General features: G+C 59.6%; 21 protein-coding genes. 9 read left to right on the top strand and 12 right to left on the bottom strand.

What is annotated here, in order from left to right:
- Window positions 1-71: 71 nt before the first annotated feature.
- A complete protein-coding gene (locus GS611_RS11450) occupies window positions 72-644 on the bottom strand; it encodes a TetR/AcrR family transcriptional regulator (protein WP_171635704.1) in 573 nt (190 codons plus the stop codon).
- A gap of 100 nt (window positions 645-744) precedes the next feature.
- Between GS611_RS11450 and GS611_RS11445 the strand changes: the two genes are divergently transcribed.
- On the top strand, window positions 745-1,311 hold the full coding sequence (locus GS611_RS11445) for a carboxymuconolactone decarboxylase family protein (RefSeq protein ID WP_171635701.1): 567 nt from the start codon (window positions 745-747) through the stop codon (window positions 1,309-1,311).
- Here the strand turns inward: GS611_RS11445 and recF are convergent.
- The 6 genes from recF to mutM form a co-directional block, all read right to left on the bottom strand.
- The gene (recF, locus tag GS611_RS11440) at window positions 1,308-2,405 is read right to left on the bottom strand and encodes a DNA replication/repair protein RecF (RefSeq protein ID WP_171635699.1); all 1,098 of its coding nucleotides are present in this window, start codon (window positions 2,403-2,405) and stop codon (window positions 1,308-1,310) included. The genes GS611_RS11445 and recF overlap by 4 nt on opposite strands.
- A 59-nt stretch (window positions 2,406-2,464) precedes the next feature.
- The gene (gene dnaN / locus GS611_RS11435) at window positions 2,465-3,586 is read right to left on the bottom strand and encodes a DNA polymerase III subunit beta (protein ID WP_171635697.1); all 1,122 of its coding nucleotides are present in this window, start codon (window positions 3,584-3,586) and stop codon (window positions 2,465-2,467) included.
- A 225-nt stretch (window positions 3,587-3,811) separates the two neighbouring features.
- Complete coding sequence (gene dnaA, locus GS611_RS11430) at window positions 3,812-5,197, bottom strand: chromosomal replication initiator protein DnaA (protein WP_170345655.1); 1,386 nt, start codon at window positions 5,195-5,197, stop codon at window positions 3,812-3,814.
- A 556-nt stretch (window positions 5,198-5,753) separates the two neighbouring features.
- Window positions 5,754-6,017, bottom strand: coding sequence for a 30S ribosomal protein S20 (rpsT, locus tag GS611_RS11425; RefSeq protein ID WP_171635696.1), 264 nt, complete (start codon window positions 6,015-6,017; stop codon window positions 5,754-5,756).
- A gap of 221 nt (window positions 6,018-6,238) precedes the next feature.
- Entirely contained in the window at window positions 6,239-7,015 is a 777-nt protein-coding gene (locus GS611_RS11420; RefSeq protein ID WP_117870917.1) for an enoyl-CoA hydratase, read from the bottom strand.
- Between the two features lie 66 nt (window positions 7,016-7,081).
- Window positions 7,082-7,933 carry a bifunctional DNA-formamidopyrimidine glycosylase/DNA-(apurinic or apyrimidinic site) lyase gene (mutM, locus tag GS611_RS11415; RefSeq protein ID WP_171635695.1) on the bottom strand — a complete coding sequence of 284 codons (852 nt, stop codon included), beginning with the start codon at window positions 7,931-7,933 and terminating at the stop codon, window positions 7,082-7,084.
- An 86-nt stretch (window positions 7,934-8,019) separates the two neighbouring features.
- Here mutM and ubiE point away from each other — a divergent pair, with 86 nt between their 5' ends.
- Window positions 8,020-8,772, top strand: coding sequence for a bifunctional demethylmenaquinone methyltransferase/2-methoxy-6-polyprenyl-1,4-benzoquinol methylase UbiE (ubiE, locus tag GS611_RS11410; RefSeq protein WP_171635694.1), 753 nt, complete (start codon window positions 8,020-8,022; stop codon window positions 8,770-8,772).
- 3 nt (window positions 8,773-8,775) lie between these two features.
- A complete protein-coding gene (gene ubiB, locus GS611_RS11405) occupies window positions 8,776-10,305 on the top strand; it encodes a 2-polyprenylphenol 6-hydroxylase (RefSeq protein WP_152459789.1) in 1,530 nt (509 codons plus the stop codon).
- Between the two features lie 95 nt (window positions 10,306-10,400).
- Here the strand turns inward: ubiB and GS611_RS11400 are convergent, their stop codons facing one another.
- Window positions 10,401-11,576: an acetyl-CoA C-acyltransferase family protein gene (locus tag GS611_RS11400; RefSeq protein WP_171635693.1), complete on the bottom strand. Its 1,176-nt coding sequence runs from the start codon at window positions 11,574-11,576 to the stop codon at window positions 10,401-10,403.
- 116 nt (window positions 11,577-11,692) lie between these two features.
- On the opposite strand from GS611_RS11400, the gene GS611_RS11395 reads away from it, so the two are divergent.
- The 6 genes from GS611_RS11395 (at window position 11,693) to GS611_RS11370 (ending at window position 17,326) form a co-directional block, all read left to right on the top strand.
- Complete coding sequence (locus GS611_RS11395; protein ID WP_171635692.1) at window positions 11,693-12,256, top strand: helix-turn-helix domain-containing protein; 564 nt, start codon at window positions 11,693-11,695, stop codon at window positions 12,254-12,256.
- Window positions 12,257-12,366: 110 nt separating this feature from the next.
- Window positions 12,367-13,554, top strand: coding sequence for a glycine C-acetyltransferase (locus tag GS611_RS11390; RefSeq protein WP_171635691.1), 1,188 nt, complete (start codon window positions 12,367-12,369; stop codon window positions 13,552-13,554).
- Window positions 13,551-14,501 carry a PLP-dependent cysteine synthase family protein gene (locus GS611_RS11385; protein ID WP_171635690.1) on the top strand — a complete coding sequence of 317 codons (951 nt, stop codon included), beginning with the start codon at window positions 13,551-13,553 and terminating at the stop codon, window positions 14,499-14,501. Before GS611_RS11390 ends, GS611_RS11385 begins: the two co-directional genes overlap by 4 nt.
- Before the next feature lie 19 nt (window positions 14,502-14,520).
- On the top strand, window positions 14,521-15,549 hold the full coding sequence (tdh, locus tag GS611_RS11380; RefSeq protein ID WP_171635800.1) for an L-threonine 3-dehydrogenase: 1,029 nt from the start codon (window positions 14,521-14,523) through the stop codon (window positions 15,547-15,549).
- 64 nt (window positions 15,550-15,613) lie between these two features.
- Window positions 15,614-16,498, top strand: a complete 885-nt coding sequence (locus GS611_RS11375) for a tryptophan 2,3-dioxygenase (RefSeq protein WP_171233639.1) — start codon at window positions 15,614-15,616, stop codon at window positions 16,496-16,498.
- Between the two features lie 3 nt (window positions 16,499-16,501).
- Complete coding sequence (locus tag GS611_RS11370) at window positions 16,502-17,326, top strand: alpha/beta hydrolase (protein ID WP_171635689.1); 825 nt, start codon at window positions 16,502-16,504, stop codon at window positions 17,324-17,326.
- A gap of 71 nt (window positions 17,327-17,397) precedes the next feature.
- On the opposite strand, the gene infB is transcribed toward GS611_RS11370, so the two are convergent.
- The 4 genes from infB to rimP are packed head-to-tail and all read right to left on the bottom strand — an operon-like array spanning window position 17,398 to window position 22,736.
- Entirely contained in the window at window positions 17,398-19,872 is a 2,475-nt protein-coding gene (gene infB / locus GS611_RS11365; protein ID WP_171635688.1) for a translation initiation factor IF-2, read from the bottom strand.
- Between the two features lie 8 nt (window positions 19,873-19,880).
- Window positions 19,881-20,504: an RNA-binding protein gene (locus GS611_RS11360; RefSeq protein WP_171635687.1), complete on the bottom strand. Its 624-nt coding sequence runs from the start codon at window positions 20,502-20,504 to the stop codon at window positions 19,881-19,883.
- Window positions 20,505-20,526: 22 nt separating this feature from the next.
- Window positions 20,527-22,146, bottom strand: a complete 1,620-nt coding sequence (gene nusA, locus GS611_RS11355; protein WP_171120181.1) for a transcription termination factor NusA — start codon at window positions 22,144-22,146, stop codon at window positions 20,527-20,529.
- Window positions 22,146-22,736, bottom strand: a complete 591-nt coding sequence (rimP, locus tag GS611_RS11350) for a ribosome maturation factor RimP (RefSeq protein WP_152459779.1) — start codon at window positions 22,734-22,736, stop codon at window positions 22,146-22,148. The genes nusA and rimP overlap by 1 nt, the downstream gene beginning before the upstream one ends.
- Window positions 22,737-22,866 lie beyond the last annotated feature (130 nt).

Raw genomic sequence — 22,866 nt, 5'->3', positions numbered from 1 at the left:
GTGGGGATTGTCACGCGATCCCCCAATATTTTGTGTGTGCTCAAGTCGTTTTCTGCCCATCTGAATCCACCTCATAACCGGTCGATGTCAGAAGCGATATCCGCCGCGATTTCCAGCGCATCGACATCCTTGCGTTCGGCCGATAACCGAAGCCCCAGAATGTCCGACTGATACCGGGCCGCCAGCCGATCCGGGTCATGTTCAGGCCGGATTTCACCGGCGGCCCGGGCGCTGTGGAACAGGTCGGCGAAACACGCCTTCATTTCCGCCATGTGACGCGCGGCCTGATCCGCAAGCGCATGATCCTTCGCCTGCAACTCGGCATATGTCTTTGCCAGCATGCAGGCCTTTGCCGGGTTCTCGACCGCTTCGATGACCAGCCGTGGTTGCGCCTTGAGCGCCTCCTTCGGCCCCAGTCTTTCAGCAAGGGCTTTCAGGCGCGCCACACCTTCTTGCGTGTAGCTTTCCAGCGTCAACGCATAGAGCGCGTCCTTCGACCCGAAAGCCGCGTAGAAACTGCCGGGTTTCAGCTTCAATTCCCGCTCAAGGTCCTTCAGCGACGTACCAGCCCAACCCTGACGCCAAAAGATGTCACGGGCCTTCTCGATCAACGCGTCGCGATCATATGCGGGTTTGCGGGGCATCGGCATCACCAATTCTTGAACGTTCGCTCAAATATATACTTGAGTGATCACTCAAGAAACCCTAAACACCACCCATCGCGCCAGAAACAGGAGTTCCGACATGGCCACTTTCCCGTCTCATGACATAGAATCCGCACCCGAAGCATCCAAACCACTGTTGGAAAAGTCCCAGGCCGCTTTTGGCCGTTTGCCGGGCCTGCACAAGGTGATGGCAGAAAGCCCAGAGCACCTTGAAGGCTATCAAGTTCTGCACAGCCTGTTCTTGCAGACCGATTTTGACAACGATGAGAAAACCGTCGTCTGGCAGACCATCAATGTGGAAAACGAATGCCATTACTGCGTGCCCGCGCACACCGGCATCGCAAAGATGATGAAGGTATCAGACGAAATCTCCCAGGCTCTGCGCAATGAAACCCCACTGCCTTCGCCCAAACTCGAAGCGCTGCGCAGCTTCACCCTGCAAGTGATGGAAACCCGTGGCAACCCGACCGAGGAACAGCTTCAGGCGTTCTTCGACGCGGGCTATTCCCATCGTGCGGTTCTGGACGTGGTGCTGGGCCTTGCACAAAAAACCATGTCAAACTACGTCAACCACATGGCCAAAACACCGGTCGATGAAGTCATGCGCGGTTTCCTGTGGGAGCGCAAAGTCAACGAACCGGCCTAAACCGCCACGACCGACCCCTCATCGCCTTCGGTCACGATCAGCGTCTGGGCCCGGTCACTCAACTCCGCAAACAGTTCAGGCCCGGTGCCCGTCATCCAGGCCTGAGCACCCAACGCACAAATCTCGTCATAAAGTGAAGCGCGCCGACCCGCGTCCAGATGAGCGGCCACCTCATCCAGCAAAACGATCGGTGGCGCACCCACCATTGCGGCCAAAGCTCGGGCATTGGACAGGATCAATGAAACCAGCAGCGCCTTCTGCTCACCGGTCGAACAATCCTTGGCGGGAACACCCTTGGCAGCAAAGACGCCATACAAGTCTGACCGATGCGGCCCAACCAAAGTCCGACCCGCAGCCAAGTCCCTGAACCGGCTTTCATTCAAAGCCTCGCGCAGATCCTCTGCCGTTTCGGGCATCGCGCCTTCGGTTTGCACCAATTCCAACTCGGCAGACGGAAAAGCCGTTTCCGCCTGATCCTGCGCCACCCTCAGATGGCTCAACGCCGCCAATCGCGCTGTGTGGATACGATGCCCCATCTCGGCCAACTGACCCTCAAGCGCAGCATACCAATGCGCGTCCCGAACCTGCTCTTTCAGCAAACGGTTCCGTTCGCGCATCGCTTTTTCGTAAGCCAGCGAGGCCTCTGCATGAAACGGATCAAAACTGAGCGCAATGCGATCAAGAAACCGGCGCCGGCCTTCGGCCCCTTCAATCCACAGGCGGTCCATGGATGGAACCAGCCAGACCACCCGCGCAAGTTTACCCAGATCAATCTGGGTGGCGGATTTTCCATCAATCCTCACCTGCCGTGCTGAACCCCCCTCAGACCAGGTTTCGATTTCGAAATTCTGACCCTGCGATTGCAACAGTCCCGACAGTTTCCAGCCCAACGCCTCGGGCCGCCGCGTCATCTCGGCCGCGCTTGCCCGCCGCATTCCGCGACCGGGTGAAAACAAGGATACCGCTTCCAGAATATTGGTCTTGCCCGCCCCGTTCGACCCGTGAATAGCCACCGGCCGCCCGTCCAGAGACAACCGCGCCAGCTTGTGAGACCGAAAATGCGAGACCGTAAGCTCGGTCAGGGCCAATCCCATGACCCCTCCCTTCATTTTTTCAAAAATACTCCCGCCGGAGGCATCGCACGTCCGCGCGATCAGACGCGCATTGGCATGACGACGTAAACTGCGCTCTGGTCATTGCCTTCGCGCATCAGGGTCGGGTCGCCAGCTGAATTGAACATGAACACCGCATTCTCTCGATCCACCTGAGACGCGATCTCCAGCAGATATTTGGCATTGAACCCGATCTCCAGACGCTCATCACCATAGGCGACCGCCAGTTCTTCCTCGGCCGCGCCACTGTCTGGTGCGTTCACCGACAGGACCAGCTTGTCGCCATCCAGTTGCAGCTTCACCGCACGCGAACGCTCGGAAGACACCGTTGCCACCCGGTCCACAGCCTGTGCGAACTCGGCAGCATCCACTTCCAGCTTGCGCGTATTTCCTTGCGGGATAACGCGCGTGTAGTCGGGAAAGGTTCCGTCGATGACCTTCGAGGTCAGCGTGATATCCGGCGTGGCGAAACGCACCTTGGTTTCGCTGACCGAAACCGCGATATCCATTTCATCATCGTCCAGCAGCTTGCGCAGCTCGCCCACGGTTTTGCGCGGGACGATAACGCCCGGCATACCCTCTGCACCATCCGGCAAATCGGCATCGATCCGAGCAAGCCGGTGGCCGTCGGTGGCCACGCAGCGCAGCACCTTGCCGCCATCGAATCCGTCGGCCACATGCATATAGACACCGTTCAGATAATACCGGGTCTCTTCTGTTGAGATTGCGAATTTCGACTTGTCGAACAACCGTCGCAGCAGGGCAGCCGAAGCCGTGAAATTTGATTGATACTCCGACGACGCCATGACCGGGAAATCCTCTTTCGGCAGCGTCGCCAGCGAGAAATTCGACCGACCCGCCTCAACCGTCAGACGCCCTGCCGCGCTGTCCGCGGTCAGCGTGACCAACGCTCCGTCGGGCAGTTTGCGCACGATCTCGTGCAAGGTGGTCGCGGCCACGGTGGTGGCACCGGCTTTCTCGACCTGCGCCGGGGCTTTGTCGACCACTTCGATATCCAGATCGGTCGCGCGAAACAGCGCCTGATCGCCTTCCGCCTCAATCAGGACATTCGCAAGTATGGGAATGGTATTGCGGCGTTCCACTACGGATTGAGCCTGCGAAACGGCCTTGAGAAGGGTGCCGCGTTCGATGCTGATCTTCATACCCTCAATTCCTCTGACTTGCGTACCGACATGGGCGGGACTGGCACGTTAGCGGTTCCACCCTGAGGCACAAGGATTTTTTACGGATTTCTGGGTTGGATTGCGTCCAGCGTCAAGGGCAGCGTGCCTGACAGGCACCAGTTCTGATCCAACCGTGGACTAATGCGCACAAGAAACGCCCCGGACCCAAGGAACCGGGGCGGTTTCCTGCATTAAAGGCGCGGATCAGGCTTCAAGCGACCGGCGCAGCATTTCGACGTCTTCAGCGATCTGACCGTCGGTCAGCTTCAACTCTTCAATGCGCTTGACGCCATGCATGACCGTCGTGTGATCGCGCCCGCCAAAACGGCGGCCAATCTCGGGCAGCGACCGGCTAGTCAACTGCTTGCACAGATACATCGCCACCTGACGCGGACGCGCGTAAGAGCGCAGGCGCTTCGGGCCGATGATGTCAGAAAGCCGGATGTTGTAATACTCGGACACCTTCCGCTGGATCTCTTCAACGGTGATCTTGCGTTCCGAGGCGCGCAGCACATCCGCCAGACAATCCTGCGTCAGTTCCATGTCGATCTCGCGGCCAACCAGCGAGGCAAAAGCGAACAGACGGGTCAGGGCACCTTCCAGCACCCGAACATTGGTCGAGATGCGATGCGCCAGGAATTCCAGAACGCCATCGGCAATCGCCAGGTCCGGATAGGATGAGCTGTATTGCTGCACCTTGTTCTGCAAAATGCCCAGACGCAGTTCATAATCGGTCGGGTGCAGATCAACCACCAGACCACATTGCAGGCGGGATTTCACCCGGTCTTCCAGATCCTTGATCTCACCCGGGGCGCGGTCGGCCGAGATGATGATCTGTTTGTTCTGATCCACCAGCGCGTTGAACGTGTGGAAAAACTCTTCCTGAGTGGAATCCTTGCCGGCGATGAACTGCACGTCGTCAACCATCAAAACGTCAACCGAACGGAACAGGTGTTTGAAATCCATCATCCGACGCTCGCGCAGGGCCTGCACGAACCGGTACATGAACTGTTCCGCTGACAGGTACAGAACGTTGAGTTCCGGATGTTTGGTTTTCAGCTCCCATGCAATGGCGTGCATCAAGTGGGTCTTACCCAGCCCCACGCCGCCGTACAGAACCAGCGGATTGAAGGTCACCGGCCCACCCTCGGATACTCGGCGCGCGGCCGCATGGGCCAGTTCATTGGGCTTGCCGACGACAAAACTGTCAAAGGTAAAGCGGGAATCCAACGGGGCAGCCTGAAGCGATTCCAATGTATCCTGCGCCGGGTCCTCGCTCGGCGCGGCGACAGGTTCAGGCTTTGCCACCGGCGGCGTATCGACAGCTGGCTTAGGCCGTGCAGGCGAGTTTGCAGCGACGCGGAAATCCAGACGCTGCACAGTTTCACCTGCGGTGTTCAGCTCGTATAAAATGAGGTCGGCAAAATTCTGGCTGACGTAATTGCCCATGAAATTGGTCGGCACCGAGAAAACCGCCACGCCGTCCTGAAGCTCCTTGAATTCCAAAGGCTCGATCCAGGTCGTATAATTGTTCCGACCGATGGCCTTCAGCAACTTGTTACGCAGTAGTCCCCATTTTTCTTGTGTCATTAAGCGCCTCACGCATCCCATTCTTATTGGCCTGTCAGCCTTATTCATACGAAGCCGGTTTCCCGGTGTTGTATTCACACGCAATAGGTATCCAATCGCCAAACCAGTCGGCTTGGCGGGACCATCCCGAATAGCCCGGCAACCCCCAATTCTGACGCTCAGCAATAACGGAACGTCCCGAAAATCGGGTTGCACGTCGCAACCTCAATTTTTAGACAGGGCCAAGATCACCGGGTTTATTCCGGCTTCCATGGCAGATCGGCAGCCTGGCTCAAGCCAGTCGTCGACAATTGTCCCCAGATCGCTCTGATGCCCGTCAGTTCGATCGGGAAAACAGCCTGTCCCCCCAAGCGAGTGAATCGCTGACATCAGTCGTAGCAATTCAGAGAGGGGCGCGGCAACGAAACTCTGATATTGACTCGGGTCTTTGGGCGAAAGAATCTCTCGGTTTTGTGAAGGCGCGGTTTTCTGGCAACACGACAAAAGGCGCCGTGATGCACGACGCCTTTTCAGAATGGTTCAGCCTTTCTGACGTGACCTTGGGTCACCCAAAAGCTTAGCCCAGTGCTTTGACGCGCGCGGACAGGCGCGACATTTTGCGGGCGGCGGTGTTCTTGTGGAAAACACCCTTGGTAACGCCGCGCATCAGCTCGGGCTGAGCCGCACACAGAGCAGCAGTCGCCGCGTCCTTGTCGCCGGATGCGATCGCTTCTTCGACTTTACGCAGATAGGTGCGGATGCGCGAACGACGCGCTTTGTTGATTGCGAAACGCTTTTCGTTCTGACGCGCGCGTTTTTTTGCCTGAGGCGAGTTTGCCATGTGAATCTGACCTTCGTTAGGTACGTTAATCTAGGGTTGCGCGCCACGGACATATCCGCACCGGATCAGAAATCACGAGTGTGAGTCGGGCCAAGCGGGCCGCACGCGCATGTATAACGGGGGTCTTTAGCCAAGTTCAAAGGGATTGCCAAGTTGATTCTTGGAACCATGGCCAAGAATATGGGGCGGGCTTAAAACACCCGCCTCAGAGGTCCCGCGCTTTACTTGTCGCGGAATTGCGCCGTGCGCTTTTCCAGGAACGCGGCCATGCCTTCCTTCTGATCTTCGGTCGCGAACATCGAATGGAAGACACGACGCTCGAACAACATACCTTCACTCAGCGGAAGCTCGTAGCTGCGGTTCACCGCTTCTTTCGCGGCCATTGCAGTCAATTGCGATTTCTCGGCAATCTTCTGTGCTGCGCTCACGGCTTCTTCGATCAGCTTCTTGGCCGGCACCACCCGGCTGACGAGACCCGCACGCTCGGCTTCGTCGGCATCCATGAAACGCCCGGTCAGGTTCATGTCCATCGATTTGGATTTACCCACGAACCGCGTCAGACGCTGACTTCCACCCAGACCGGCAATGACGCCCAGATTGATCTCGGGCTGGCCGAATTTCGCAGTGTCCGCCGCGATGATGAAATCGCACAGCATGGCAAGTTCACAGCCACCGCCCAGCGCATAGCCCGCAACGGCCGCGATGATCGGCTTGCGAATCGCGGTCACACGATCATTCGCATCGGCAAAAAGGTTGATGTTGTAGACGTCGACAAAACTCATCTCGGACATTTCCTTGATGTCCGCGCCGGCGGCGAAGGCCTTGTCCGATCCGGTTATCACGATGCAGCGCACCTTGTCGTTGCTGTCCGCATCTTCCAGTGCAGTGCAGAGCTCACCCAGCAACTGGGTGTTCAACGCGTTCAACGCATCCGGTCGGTTGAGTTTGATAAGTGCGACGTGGTCTTCGATTTCGACGATGATCGTCTCAAAAGCCATGAGGTGAAAGCTTCCGGTTGTTCCGTTCAGATACGAGTCATTATCACGCGCAAAAGCTGGATCAAGTTATCTTTGGCATTGCGCGCAATAGAAAGTTGAGCGACCGGACTGGGTGATTCTCTTGATCCGGGCGCTACACCCTTCGGTCCGGCAGGGTTCGCCTTCGCGCCCGTAGACATCAAAGCTGTGCTGAAAATATCCAAGTTCTCCATCGGCTTGGCGGAAATCGCGCAGCGAGGATCCGCCTGCGTCTATGGCGTCCTGCAACACCTGCCGGATGATCGGCACAAGACCCGAGACACGTGCCGAAGAAATTTGCCCCGCTTTGCGACGTGGCGACACCTTTCCGCGATACAAAGCCTCGCAGACGTAAATATTCCCCAACCCGGCAACGATTCCCTGATCCAGCAGGGCGGATTTCACAGGTGTGTTCTTGCCCCTGAACGCGTCGATCAGGTGCTGTTCGTGAAAGTCATTGCCCAACGGTTCCGGCCCCAGAACCGCCAGCAGCTTATGTGCCTCAGCGGTGGCCGTCGGCAGCAGGTCCATCGCCCCGAACCGGCGCGGGTCGTTGAAGGTGACGCGCGCACCGTTGGCCATGTGAAATACAACATGGTCGTGTTTTTGCGCCGCAGGATGGTCATGCACAAACTGCCCCAGCGGATCGCCCGAAACCGTCATCCGCCCGGACATGCCCAAGTGAATAAGCAACGTCTCACCGCTGCTGAGATCGGCCAGAATGTATTTCGACCGCCGCCGCAACCGCTCTACCCGCTGCCCGGTCAGCCGTTCGACCATCCGATCCGGGAACGGCCAGCGCAGATCGGGTCGATTCACATCCGCGCGCTCGATCACCACCCCTTCCATTGCCGGGCTCAGGCCGCGTCTTACTGTCTCGACCTCGGGCAATTCGGGCATTAGATGGCTCCTATTCCAAAGGGCCGCATTGTGCCCGCTTCTTATGGCCCTATAACAGAGGCGAAATTCGACGAACGGCAAGGCAAATGTCCGACACCAACGACAAGACCACTCATTTCGGGTTCGAAACCGTGCGCGAGGCTGACAAGGCCGGGCGCGTACAGGGCGTGTTCAACTCGGTTGCCTCGAAATATGACGTGATGAACGACGTCATGTCGATGGGCATCCACCGGGTCTGGAAGGACGCGATGATGGACTGGCTGGCGCCACGCCCCGGCCAGCGGCTGCTGGACGTGGCCGGTGGCACGGGCGACATCTCGTTCAGGTTCCTCAAGCGCGCGGGTCACGGCCACGCCACGGTCCTGGACCTGACCGAGCCGATGCTGATCGAAGGGCGCCAACGTGCCGAGGCAGATCAGATGTCGGGCAGCCTGAACTGGGTCGTGGGCGATGCCATGGCCCTGCCCTTCGAAGACAATACATTCGATGTTTACACGATCTCGTTCGGCATTCGGAACGTCACCCGCCCGCAAGAAGCTTTGAACGAGGCTTACCGCGTGCTGAAACCCGGCGGCCGTCTGATGGTGCTGGAATTCAGCCAGCTGCCCAATGAGGGGCTGCAGAAGCTCTACGACCTTTACAGCTTCAACGTCATCCCGCGCATGGGAAAACTGATCGCCAATGACTATGACAGCTATCAGTACCTAGTCGAATCGATCCGAAAATTTCCCGATCAGGAAACGTTCCTGAACATGGTTCGCACAGCAGGTTTCGAAAACGCCAAATACCGGAACCTGAGCATGGGTATCGCCGCGCTGCATTCCGGCTGGAAGATCTGACACATGCGTGGTCCCCATAACATCATCCGCCTGATCCGCACAGGCGCCACGCTCGAGCGCACAGGCGCCATGAACGTGGTACTGGATGCGTTCGAAGCCCCGCGCGCCGTACGCATCCTGGCCCACGCATTGGGCAAACCCTTTCAATGGCTTGGCTACAAAGGCGACCCCGGTATGCCACCGGCAACGCGCGCCCTGACGGCGCTTGGCCCCGCCTATATCAAATTCGGGCAAGTGCTTTCGACCCGCCCTGACGTCGTTGGAAATGAACTGGCCGAGCAACTGCGCGTTCTGCAAGACAAGCTGCCCCCTTTCTCCAAAGCCGACGCGATGGCCGAAGTCGAGAAAGAACTGGGTCAGCCGATCTCGGACATGTTCAGCGAATTCAGCGAACCGATTGCCGCAGCCTCGATTGCGCAGGTTCACAAGGCCAAGCTGACCAGCACGGGCGAGGATGTCGCAGTGAAAGTCCTGCGTCCGGGGATCGAACGCGCGTTCCGCAAAGATGTCGATGCGTTCTATTTCGCCGCCCGGATCGTCCAGCTCTTCGCCCCCGGCGCGCGCCGTCTGCGACCGGTGGAGGTGATCGAGCATTTCGACGGTGTCGTGCGCGGCGAACTGGATCTGCGTCTGGAAAGCGCGGCGGCCTCCGAATATGCCGCCAACACCAAGGACGACACCGGCTTCTGGCTGCCGCCCGTTGTGTGGTCACTGTCCGCGCGGCGCGTCATGACGCTCAGCTGGGCGGACGGGATCGCGCTGGGTGACAATGATGCTCTGGATGCCGCAGGTCACAACCGCAATGATCTGGCCGAACGTGTCCTGCGCCTGTTCCTCCTCCATGCGCTGCGCGACGGCTTTTTCCACGCCGACATGCACCAGGGCAACCTCAAGGTCGCCGCGAACGGAGACATCATTGCCTATGACTATGGCATCATGGGGCATATCGATGAATACACGCGCCGGGTCTATGCCGAAATCCTGTTTGGCTTCATCCGCCGCGACTACAAACGTGTGGCCGAGGTGCATTTCGAAGCCGGCTATGTTCCCGCCAACCAGGACGTGGACGAGTTCGCCCGCGCCCTGCGTGCCGTGGGCGAGCCGATCTTCGGCATGGATGCCACGCATATTTCCATGGGGCGGTTGCTGAGCTATCTGTTCGAAGTGACCGAACGGTTCGGGATGGAAACACGAACCGAGCTGATCCTGCTGCAACGCACCATGGTTGTCGTCGAAGGCGTTGCGCGCTCACTCGACCCTCATATGAACATCTGGGAAGTCGCCCGCCCCGTGGTCGAAGACTACATCAAACAATCCATCGGCCCTCGGGCGGCCCTGCGTGATTTTGGGAAAACCGCAATGGTGCTGGCCCGCTTCGGCCCGCGTCTGCCGGCCCTGGTCGAAAACGCACTGATTGCGCAGACACAGAAGGACGAACCGCAGACGCCCACCTTTTGGTCCTTTGCTCTGCCCGCCACGATCGGCGCCGCAGCAGGTGCGGCGCTGGTCTTGCTGATCAACGCGCTCAGCTGAACCAATCCGCCTGCTTCATCTGGCCACAAATATCGTCGGGGGGAATCGCGCCCTGGCGCGATGGGGGGCAGACAGCCCCCCGCACCCCTTCCGGGTCAGAGCCGCTCGATGGCGATGGCAATCCCCTGACCGCCCCCGATGCACATGGTGATCAACCCTTTGGATCCGCCGGTACGTTCCAGCTCGTACAGTGCTTTCAGCGTGATGATCGCACCCGTGGCCCCCACAGGATGCCCCAACGCAATCGCACCGCCGTTGGGGTTCACCTTGCTCGCGTCCAATCCAAGCTCCTGATTCACAGCCAGTGCCTGCGCGGCGAAGGCTTCATTGCTTTCGATCACGTCGAAATCTTCCGCTGACAGACCCGTCTTCGCAAACAGGTTTTGCACTGCCGGAACCGGACCGATGCCCATGACTTCCGGCCGCACGCCTGCATGCGCATAACCAATCACACGCGCCTTCGGTTTCAACCCGGCCCTTTCGGCCGCATCCGCTGTCGCCAGCACCATCGCCGCCGCGCCGTCATTGATGCCCGAGGCATTCCCGGCTGTCACACGCCCGTCCTTCTTGAATACCGGGCGCAGACCGGCCAACGCTTCGGCGGTCGTCGCCTTTGGATGCTCGTCGACTTTGAAATCGACCATGTCCCGCTTGACCTTGACCTGTACCGGAGTGATCTGGCTGTCGAAGTAACCGGCCTCGATCGCCGCCGCCGCACGTGTCTGGCTGTCCAATGCGAACGCATCCATCTGTTCGCGGCTGATCTGATGCTCATCCGCCACGTTTTCGGCCGTCACCCCCATATGTCCGGTGCCAAAGGGGCAGTTCAACGCGCCCAGCATCATGTCCAGCGCGGTGACGTCGCCCATCTTTGCGCCCCAGCGCGCCTGCGGAACGATATAGGGGCTTCGGGACATGCTTTCTGCTCCGCCTGCCACCGCAAAGTCAGCATCGCCCAGCATCAGGGACTGCATGGCTGACACGATCGCCTGCGCGCCGGATCCGCACAGGCGGTTCACGTTCATGGCCGGCGTACCATTGGGAATGCCCGCCTGCATGGCGGCGACGCGCGACAGATACATGTCACGCGGTTCAGTGTTGATCACATGACCGAACACCACATGCCCGATCTGTGCCCCCTCAACCCCCGATCGCTCAAGCGCCGCTTCGGTCGCGACAGTGGCCAGATCAATCGGCGCGGTTGAAGCCAGCGCACCACCAAAGGTGCCAATTGCGGTGCGGGCACCGTCGAGAATAACGATATCGCTCATGAGCTACTCCTCCTGAATTTCGCTGCATTATGCATGCGCAGAATGGCACTGTCGCCCCAGACGTCCCGTCACGGCGGGAATTGACATTGCGTTGCGCAGCCCCCATGGATTCCGTCATGACGGAAGACACAGACGATATCCTGAACCTCCTGCCCGCCCGCCTGAAAGAGGCACGCCGGGCCAAAGGCCTGTCCCTGGAAGCGGTCGCCAATCTCAGCGGTGTGTCCCGGTCCATGGTCAGTCAGATCGAACGCGGCGAAAGCAGCCCGACGATCTCGACCTTGTGGAACCTGACACGCGCCCTGCAGGTGGATTTCGCCGGTCTCTTGGAGGGCACAAAGACCACGGACCAGATCGAGGTGCTCAGAAACTCCGAAGTGCCCAGCATCGACAATATGGGGCAGAACTGCCGAATTCGCATCCTGTCACCGCCGGAAGAGGCCGGGGGTCATGAAGTCTATGATATCGAATTTGACAAGGACGGGGCCCTGAACAGCCAACCCCACGCCCGCGGTGCCCGTGAACAGCTCACCGTGCTGGAAGGCGCGGTCAAAGTCACTTCAGGCAATGCGGTGACCGAGTTGAACCAGGGGGACACGGCCCGATATGCCGCCGACATTGCGCATTCCATCTGTGCCCAAGGGCCAGCCCGAGTATTCCTGATCGTAAAAAACGCCTGACATCCGCGAAATTCCGCCTTCACGGATATTTTTCCTTCATATTGAATTTCCCCTATTTGGGAATTTCATCCGCTATGTTAGATGTGCGACTCAGTTGAACGGAGGTCGCCATGGCAGATATATTCCTGTCCCATATCACGGACACACTTGCGCAGATCGAATCTGAGGGTCTTTACAAACGCGAACGAATGATCACCTCACCTCAGGGCGGTGAGATCACTGTGGGCGGCAAGCAGGTGATCAACCTCTGTGCCAACAACTATCTGGGTCTGGCGGATCACCCGGCGCTGATCGAGGCCGCGACACAAGCGATGGGGCCCAAAGGATTCGGCATGGCGTCGGTTCGGTTCATCTGTGGCACGCAAGACATTCACCGCGAACTGGAACAACGTCTTGCCAATTTCCTGAACAAGGACGACTCCATCCTCTTTGCCGCTTGTTTCGACGCCAATGGCGGGCTGTTTGAACCTCTGCTGGGACCGGAAGACGCCATCATTTCGGACAGCCTGAACCACGCCTCGATCATCGACGGCGTGCGGCTGTGCAAGGCCAAACGCTATCGCTATCTGAACAACGACATGAATGACCTCGAAGCCTGGCTGAAACAGGCGCGCGAAGACGGGGCGCGGCATATCATGATCGCCACCGATGGCGTGTTCTCGATGGACGGCTATCTGGCCAACCTGCCAAAAATCCGGGAACTGGCCGATAAATACGATGCAATTGTCATGGTGGACGATTGCCATGCGACCGGTTTCATGGGGCCGAACGGGGCCGGCACACCCGATCATTTCGGCGTCGATGTCGATATTCTGACGGGAACCTTGGGCAAGGCACTTGGGGGGGCAATCGGCGGCTATATCGCCGGGCCGCAGCCAGTGATCGACCTGCTGCGGCAGCGGGCGCGGCCCTATCTGTTCTCAAACTCGCTGCCGCCCTCGATCGTCGCCGCCGGGTTGGAAGCGATCCGCCTGGTCGAAGAAGGCGACATGCTGCGCGCGCAACTCTTCGGCAACGCCAAATATTGGCGCGCCGGGCTGGAAAAGCTTGGCTTTGACCTGCTGCCCGGGGAACACCCGATCATCCCGGTGATGCTGGGTGAGGCTCAGCTGGCACAGGACATGGCGTCACGGCTGTTCGACGAAGGCGTCTATGTTTCGGGCTTCTTCTTCCCGGTCGTCCCACGCGGGCAAGCGCGGATCAGAACGCAGATGAATGCGGCTCTGACCAGGGATGAACTGGACCGCGCCTTGTCCGCATTTGGCAAGGTCGGCAAAGAGCTGGGGGTCATCGAATGATCCTTCCATCGGTCATCGACGTGATCGGCGACACCCCCATGGTCGAACTGTCGCGCGTGTGTGCCCATCAGAAGCTGAACGGGCGGATCATCGCCAAGCTTGACTATTTGCTGCCGGGGTTTTCGAAAAAGGACCGCGCGGCGAAGTCCATCATCGAAACGGCGCGCGCAGACGGGACTTTGTCACCGGGGCAAACGGTGGTCGAGCTGACCTCGGGCAATATGGGCACCGGGCTGGCCATTGTATGCGGTATTCTGGGCCATCCTTTCGTGGCTGTCATGAGCGCCGGAAACTCGATCGAACGCGCGCGTATGATGCGGGCCCTGGGGGCCGAAGTTGTCATCGTGCCCCAGGCCCCCGGCAGCAAACCCGGCGAAGTCTCTGGGGCCGATCTTGAACTGGTCGATGTCGAGGCGAAACGCATCACGGCCGCACGCAACGCGTTTCGTGCGGATCAGTTTGGCCATTCGGGAAACCCCAAGGCCCACGAAACCGGGACCGGGCCCGAGATCTGGGCGCAATCCGAAGGCACCGTCACGGCATTCTGCGACTTTGCAGGATCGGGCGGAACGCTTGCCGGAGCGGCAGAGTATCTGAACCGGCACGGCGTGCGGTGCTATGTCGTGGAACCTGCGGGCGCGCGCGCTTTGGCCGGTGAGCCGGTTTCGACCCCGGACCATCCCATTCAGGGAGGCGGTTACGCCATGGGTGATCTGGTGCATTTGAAGGATAGCCGATTGGCCGGACATCTTGCTGTTTCGGGGAAGGCCGCGCGGGATTGCGCCCGACTTCTGGCCCGGACCGAGGGGATATTCGCCGGCTATTCGGCAGGCGCGAATCTTGCCGCGGCGATTGAACTGCTGCGCGGCCCCGAAGAAGGCGGCTGTGTCGCCATCGTCATGTGTGACAGCGGCCTGAAATACCTGTCGACCGATTTGTGGGAGTAAACATATGCGACCCAACACAATGAAAGCTCTGGAAAAATCCAAACCCGAAGAAGGGTTGTGGATGGTGCAGGCCCCGATCCCCGAAATTGGCCCCGATGATGTGCTGATCCGTATCAACAAGACGGGTATCTGCGGCACCGACATCCATATCTGGAACTGGGACGAGTGGGCGTCTCATACCGTGCCGGTTCCGATGATCACTGGCCATGAGTTTGCCGGAGAGATCGTCGAGATCGGGCGCAACGTGACCGGGCTTGAAATCGGCCAGCGATGCTCGGGCGAGGGCCATCTGATCACCACCGACAGCCGCCAGAGCCGCGCCGGAAAGTTTCACCTGGATCCGGGAACCCGGGGCATTGGAGTGAACGAACAGGGCGCATTTGCCGAATACCTGAAACTGCCTGCCTTCAACGTGGTTCCCTTGCCCGACGACATACCGGATGAGATCGGAGCCATCCTCGATCCGCTGGGCAATGCGGTGCATACTGCCCTCAGCTTTGATTTGCTGGGAGAGGACGTTCTGATCACGGGTGCGGGCCCCATCGGTATCATGGCCGCTGCCGTCGCTCGTCACGCGGGTGCACGCAACGTGGTCATCACCGACATCAACGCAGACCGATTGAAACTGGCCGAACATGTGGTTCCTTCGGTGCGGACCGTCGATGTCTCCACCGAGGAATTGCGGGACGTCATCGCCGAGCTTGGGATGAAGGAAGGGTTCGATGTCGGGCTTGAAATGTCCGGCTCGCAAGCCGCCCTGGACCAGATGGTCGAAGCCTTGGTGATGGGTGGAAAGATCGCGTTGCTGGGGATTCCACCGGGCAAATCTCCGGTCGACTGGTCGCGCATCGTGTTCAAGGCGATCACGATCAAGGGGGTCTATGGGCGTGAGATGTTCGAAACGTGGTACAAGATGATCGCCATGCTGCAAAACGGTCTGGATGTGTCCCGCGTGATCACGCATCGCTTTGCGGTTGATGATTTCGCCAAAGGGTTTTCCGCGATGAAATCAGGCCTGTCCGGCAAGGTTGTTCTGGACTGGGCCTAACGCGCTGGAAAGTTGCAAGTTCAGCCCCTAGACAGGTGCAGAACTTGCACAAGGGAGGCATGAGATGGGCGAGAACAAAGACGATCGTCTGTTGCAACGGGGGGTCGAAGACACCCTAGTCACTGATTTCGCCGAAACGCACCGCAAAAGCTATGGCGACTTCCTGCAACTGAAGACGCTGCTGAACCTGCAAAAAACCTTTCAGGACCCCGCACAACCTGACGAGATGCTGTTCATCATCATTCATCAGGTCAGTGAGCTGTGGCTGAAACTGATGCATCACCAACTGGTCGAGGTCCGCCGGTTCCTGCAACAAGACGAATTCGGGCCCGCCATGAAAAACCTCGACCGCATCAAGGCCATTCAACGGCAATTGATTGCGGCCTGGGAAACCCTGCTGACCATGACGCCGGCCGACTATATGACGTTTCGGCAGGCCCTCGGCAACTCTTCCGGGTTTCAAAGCTATGGGTACAGGCAGATCGAGTTCATTCTGGGCAATAAGGATGCCTCGACTCTGAAAGTGCACGAGCATGACCCCGAGGTGATGGAGATGCTGAACGCCGCCCTGACCAAACCGTCCCTGTATGACGAAGTGTTGCACATGCTGGCCCGACAGGGGTTCGACGTTCCAAAGGACTTGATCGAGCGGGACTACTCCGAACCCTATTCCGGTGATCCGCGCGTGGTTCAGATCTGGGTCGACGTGTTCCGCAACACGGACAAATATTGGGATCTGTATGCGCTGGCAGAAAAGCTCATGGATGTGGAAAGCCTGTTTCAACGCTGGCGCTTTGACCACGCCACGGCGGTTGAACGTGTGATCGGAATGCAACCCGGTACCGGAGGTTCCAGCGGCGTGGCTTTCTTGCGAAAAGCACTTGAGTTGCGGTTCTTCCATGACCTCTATGATGTGCGGACGGAACTCATGTACAGCGGGCAGGGCTGAGCCATGCTGTATCGCGGATTTTCACAAGCCGAACTGGAGCGGGAATACTCTCCCAGTTCGATGATCGGTGGCGACCTGACCCCTTATCTGGCCAGCTATCAAACGCTGAGTGTGCAAGCCCGTGCCGAGCTGCCCGTTCAGGCCAACCTAGCCTATGGCGACACCCCGGTCCAGGTGCTGGATTTCTTTCCTGCGAAGGGGGCCGGCGCCCCGTTGCATGTCTTTATTCACGGTGGGTATTGGCAGGATCTCAGCCAGCGCGAATCGGCCATGATGGCCCCGGCGCTGATCGAAGCCGAGCAATCCTTTGCCACCTTGAACTACACGCTCGCCCCGGATGCGCGGCTGGATCAAATGGTCGACGAATGTCGCGACGCCCTTCTGTGGCTTGCGTCACAAGCCGGGACACTGGGATTCGACCCGACGCGGATCACCTTGTCAGGGCACAGTGCCGGCGCCCATCTGGCAAGCATGGTCATGGCGACCTCGGCCGGCGCATTGGCCCGCGCCGGGCTGCGTGTGCGTGACGTGCTTCTGATCAGCGGCGTCTACGATCTGGAACCCATCAGTTTGACGTCCGTGAATGATCCTCTGCACCTGACCCCAGTCGAAGTGAACGATCTGTCCCCGATCCGCAACCTGCCCCCACCGGGCCCCCGCTATCATGTTTCAGTGGGGGAACGGGACACCGGCGAATTCATTCGTCAAAGCCGCGACTATGCGGAACGGCTGCGCAAGGCCGGGCACTCGGTCAGCTTTGCCTTGAAACACGGAATGCACCATTTCGACATCATCCTGCATTCCGGAACATTCCTGCCCGACACGTAATGAGGCATTTTTCAAACAAAAACAGCGGCCCGATCGGTGCCGCTGTTTTTTTGTGTCCATCCCGCTTGGGATCAATCCAGGGTACGGGTAACTTCTTCGCGCTCGAAGATCTCGATCACGTCGCCCTGGCGGATATCGTCGTAGTTCTCGAACGCCATACCACATTCCTGACCCGACTGGACCTCGGCCACTTCGTCTTTGAAGCGCTTCAGGGTCTTCAGCGTGCCTTCGTGGATCACCACGTTGTCGCGCAGCAGGCGAACGCCTGCGGAACGGCGGGCAATACCTTCGGTAACCAGACAGCCGGCAACCTTGCCGACACCGGTAACCTTGAAGACTTCGCGGATCTCGGCATAGCCGATGAACTTTTCTCGGATCTCGGCGCTCAGCAGGCCGGATGCGGCCGCTTTCACGTCGTCGACCAGGTCATAGATCACCGAGTAGTAGCGGATCTCGACACCCTTTTGGTTCGCCGTGTTCCGCGCCGATGCGTTGGCACGGACGTTGAAGCCAAAGACCGGCGCGCCGGAAGCCTCCGCCAGACCGACATCCGTTTCGGTGATCGCGCCCACACCCGAGTGCAGAACGCGCACGCGCACTTCTTCGTTGCCGATCTTTTCCATCGCCTGAACGATGGCTTCGGCAGAACCCTGCACATCGGCTTTGACGAGGATCGGCAACTCGGCCACGTTCTCGTCTTCTTTTGCCTTCTGCATCAGCTGCTCAAGGGTGGTTGCGGCACCAGCGGCGGCGCGTTTGTCCTTGGCGGCCTGCTCACGATAGGCAGCGATCTCACGGGCCTGCGCTTCGGTCTCGGTCACGTTCAGAACGTCGCCCGCTTCGGGCGTACCGTTCAGGCCCAGAACCTCGACCGGAACCGAGGGGCCAGCTTCCTTGACGCGTTCACCCTTGTCGTTGATCAGCGCACGAACCTTACCGTACTGCTCACCCACAACGAAGATATCGCCCTGACGCAGTGTGCCGTTCTGAACCAGAACCGTGGCGACCGGGCCACGACCCACGTCCAGCTGCGCCTCGATCACGGCACCTTGTGCGGCGCGGTTCGGGTTTGCCTTCAGTTCCAGAATCTCGGCCTGAAGCGCGATGGCTTCCAGCAATTCGTCCAGACCCTGACCCGTGATGGCCGAGACTTCGACGTCCTGAACCTCACCCGACATTTTCTCGACGATCACTTCGTGTTGCAGCAGATCGGTGCGGACCTTGTCCGGGTTTGCATCCGGCTTGTCGACCTTGTTGATCGCCACGATCATCGGTACTTCGGCCGCTTTTGCGTGGTTGATCGCTTCGATCGTCTGCGGCATCACCGCGTCGTCAGCCGCGACGACCAGAACCACGATATCCGTAACCTGAGCACCGCGCGAGCGCATTGACGTAAACGCCGCGTGGCCCGGAGTATCCAGGAAGGTCAGCGTGGTGCCGCCATCGGTTTTCACCTGATACGCGCCGATATGTTGGGTGATGCCACCGGCCTCACCCGCCACAACGCGCGCGTCGCGGATTGCGTCCAACAGCGAGGTCTTGCCGTGGTCGACGTGACCCATGATGGTGATGACCGGCGGACGCGGCTGCAGATCGTCTTCGCTGTCTTCGACCTCTTTGATGACGTCTTCAACATCCGAATCGGATACGCGAGTGACCTTGTGGCCAAACTCTTCGATGATCAGTTCTGCGGTGTCGGCGTCGATGGTCTGGTTCTGCGTGACCATCATGCCCATCTGCATCAGCGATTTGACAACGTCAGCCACACGTTCGGCCATACGGTTGGCCAGTTCTGAGACCATGATCGCCTCGGGCAGCTGTACGTCGCGGATCACCTTTTCCCGTTCAACGGCACCGCCCATGGCTTTCTGACGCGCACGCTCCTGCTTGCGCTTCATCGCGGCCATCGAGCGCTGACGGTTGCCCTCGCCACCGGTCGCCTGACCCAGAGTCAGCTTGCCCGAACGGCGGTTGTCGTCGCGTCCTTTGCCACGACCACGCTGCTCACGTTCGCGATCCTGTTTGCGCGGCGTGGCTGCCGGCGCAGGTTTGCTGGCCGGGGCGCGAGCCGCTTTGGGCTCTTCAGGTGCGGGCGCGGCAGCGGCGCGTTTGGCGGCTTCTTCCGCCTCTTTGCGCTTGCGCTCTTCTTCCTCAGCCTTCTGACGCGCACGCTCTTCGGCTTCGCGCTGTTCGCGTTCTTTGGCTTCCTGTTCCGCACGGCGGCGGGCGCGCTCTTCTTCGCGCGCCTTTTCAGCAGCCTCGCGCGCCGCGGCCTCTTCGGCCTCACGCGCTTTGGCCGCTTGCAACGCCTTCATGCGGCGCGCCATTTCCGCATCGGAAATGCCCGCAGGACGACGCGACGGATCACCCGAAGGTGCAGCACCGCCACCCGGCTTTGCTGCGCCCGGCTTGGGAACCACCACGCGTTTGCGTTTGGTTTCCACCACGACATTCTTGGTGCGTCCGTGGCTGAAACTCTGTTTCACATTTCCGGGGCGTGCCCCGCCACGAAGACCCAATGTCTTTTTGCCGTCATTATCGCTCATAAAGCTCTTTACCCTTCCGCGCGGCCCCTGCCGCCGTCATCCGTTTCGCGCAAGCCACGCAGGCGCTGCGCTTCCTCTACAACACGTTTGGCGAGTCCGCCAGAGGCCAAGGCCGCATGAATCACCGTTTGGCGCCCAAATGCCTGTCCTAATTCGTCTGCCGTCAGCCAACCTATGTATTTCCCGAAGTGCGGCGTGCTCAGTTTGGACTTGCCGCGCCCCGATCCATCGGCGGCCTGAATCAGCACCTGCGCCTCTTCCCGGTCCAGCCACGTCTTGACCTTTTCATACCCCGCGACCGCGTCGCCGGACTTGCGCGCCAGGCTGAGCAGCTCGACAACGCGGCGCGCGATCTGCTGTTCAACCTTTTCCGCCAGGTCCTTGGGCACAGACACCTGCGCCTTGAACCCCCGCGCAAACAGTTTCTTGCCAACGGCCTTGTCCAGGGCGGCACGATCCGCCGCCACATAGACCCCCCGCCCGGGCAGTTTCGCCGCGACATCCGGAAAAACCTGACCGTCCGGCCCCGCCACAAAGCGGATCAGCCCGTTTTTGGGCTGCACCTCGCCTGTGGCGATGCACTTGCGCTCGGGTCCGTCGGACCGATCCTTATGGGCGCCACCGCGACTCATACACGCCACCCGAAGCCCGAGATCAGGCCTCGACCTCCTCGTCTGCTGCATCGCCGTCGACGTCTTCTTCCGCCTGTTCCAGCTCGGCCGGATCAACCCAACCCAGCAGGATACGCGCCGTCATGACCATATCTTGCGCCTCTTCCAGCGTTACGCCGAAAGGCTCCAATACACCGTCATCCTTGACACGCTCACCATCGACGGTCGTCCAGCCACCGGCCAGTTCCCAGTCGGCGCAAGTTGCAAAGTCTTCCAGAGTCTTCACGTCGTCCCTGGCCAGCGCCTCTACCATCTGGGGTGTCAGACCTTCGAATTCAATGAGACTGTCCTCGGCCCCCAATTCACGCGCCGCATCCAGTGCCGCCTTGGCCTGTGCTTCCAGGAATTCGCGGGCGCGGGTTTGCAGTTCCTGCGCTGTACCTTCGTCAACGCCGTCGATGACCAGCAGTTCCTCAATCTCGACATAGGCAACCTCTTCGAGGTTGGTGAAGCCTTCCGAGACCAGCAGCTGAGCAAAGAATTCGTCCAGATCCAGGCTGTCCATGAACAGTTTGGTACGGGCTTCGAATTCCTTCTGGCGGCGGGCCGATTCTTCGGCCTCGGTCATGATGTCGATGTCCAGGCCGGTCAGCTGGCTGGCCAGACGCACGTTCTGACCGCGGCGACCGATGGCCAGCGACAGTTGTTCTTCTGGCACGACAACCTCGATCTTGCCGGCTTCTTCGTCCAGAACCACCTTGGAAACCTCGGCAGGCTGCAACGCGTTCACCAGGAAGGTAGGCTGGTCTTCGTTCCACGGGATGATGTCGATCTTTTCACCCTGAAGCTCGTTCACAACCGCCTGCACACGGCTGCCGCGCATACCAACGCAGGCACCCACGGGGTCGATCGAACCATCATAGGAAATCACGGCGATCTTGGCGCGCGAACCGGGGTCACGGGCCACGGCCTTGACCTCGATGATGCCGTCATAGATTTCCGGCACTTCCATCTTGAACAGCTCGGCCATGAATTCCGGCGCTGTGCGCGACAGGAAGATCTGATGGCCACGCACTTCGCGGCGAACCTCTTTGATATAGGCGCGCACCCGGTCATTCGGGCGATAGCTTTCGCGGCCGATCTTGTCGTTGCGGCGCAGAACCGCCTCGGCACCGCCCAGATCGACGATGACATTGCCAAACTCTTCGCGCTTGACCGCACCGTTGATGATGGTACCGGCGCGATCCTTGAATTCTTCGTACTGACGGTCACGCTCGGCTTCGCGCACCTTCTGCAAAATCACCTGCTTGGCGGACTGAGCCGCGATCCGGCCCATCTCAACCGGCGGGACCTCTTCGACGAAGACGTCACCAACCTCGGGCGCTTCCATATACTGCTTGGCCTGCTCGACGGTCATTTCGGCCTGATAGTTCTCAAGCTCCTCATCTTCGACCACGGTACGGACGCGGGTAAAGGTCGCCTTGCCGGTCTTGCGGTCGATCGACACGCGGATGTCCATCTCGGCGCCGTAGCGGCTCTTGGCGGCACGGGCGAGCGATTCCTCCATCGCTTCGACAACCAGACCGGGGTCGATCATCTTTTCGCGGGCCACGGCCTCGGCGGTCTGCAGCAGCTCCAGCTGGTTGGCTGAGGTGATTGCCATCAGTTCGTCTCCTCTTCGGACCCTTCGGTCTCAATCTCGTCGAAAGCGTTTTCGTTCAGGGCACCGGCGTCTTTGCGCTGGCGCAGCATTTCCTTGATCAGGTCATCGGTCAGGACCAGCTTGGCGTCGCTCAGCCAGTCGAATTGCAGACCGATGGTGATGGTTTCATCCCCCTCGGGGATGTTGATCAGAACCTCGTCCCCTTCGATCCCCGCCAATTCGCCCTTGAAGCGTCGGCGGCCGTCAATCAGTTCGGCGGTCTCGATCTTGGCCTCATAGCCTTCGAAGGTCTCGAAATCCTTCAGACGGGTCAGAGGGCGGTCGATACCGGGGCTGGACACCTCAAGCGTATAGGCATCAAGGATTGGGTCCTCGACATCCAGCGTGGCGCTGACCGCGTTGGAAATCTCGGCGCAATCATCCACTTCGATACCGCCATCGGGCTTGTCGGCCATGATCTGAAGCGTAGTCTGCTTGCCGCTCATCAGGCGGATACGGACCAGCTCATACCCCAGATCTTCGATCACGGGCGTGATGATCTCGGCCAGTCGCCGGTCAATGGCAGCTTTTGCTATCAGGTCGTTTGTCATCTGGTACTCTACCCTGTCAGTCGGGCACAAAAAAACGGGCGCGCGGCCCGTCGAATTTTCCGGTGGAGCCTTGGACCAGAAGTCCAACGCGCCGCTGTTGAAACTGCATATACGCAGGATGGCCCGAGTC

Source organism: Ruegeria sp. HKCCD6119 (assembly GCF_013110585.1).
Taxonomy (GTDB): domain Bacteria; phylum Pseudomonadota; class Alphaproteobacteria; order Rhodobacterales; family Rhodobacteraceae; genus Ruegeria.
Note: the sequence above shows the minus strand (reverse complement) of the source record. Positions and strands in the feature narration are given on the sequence as shown.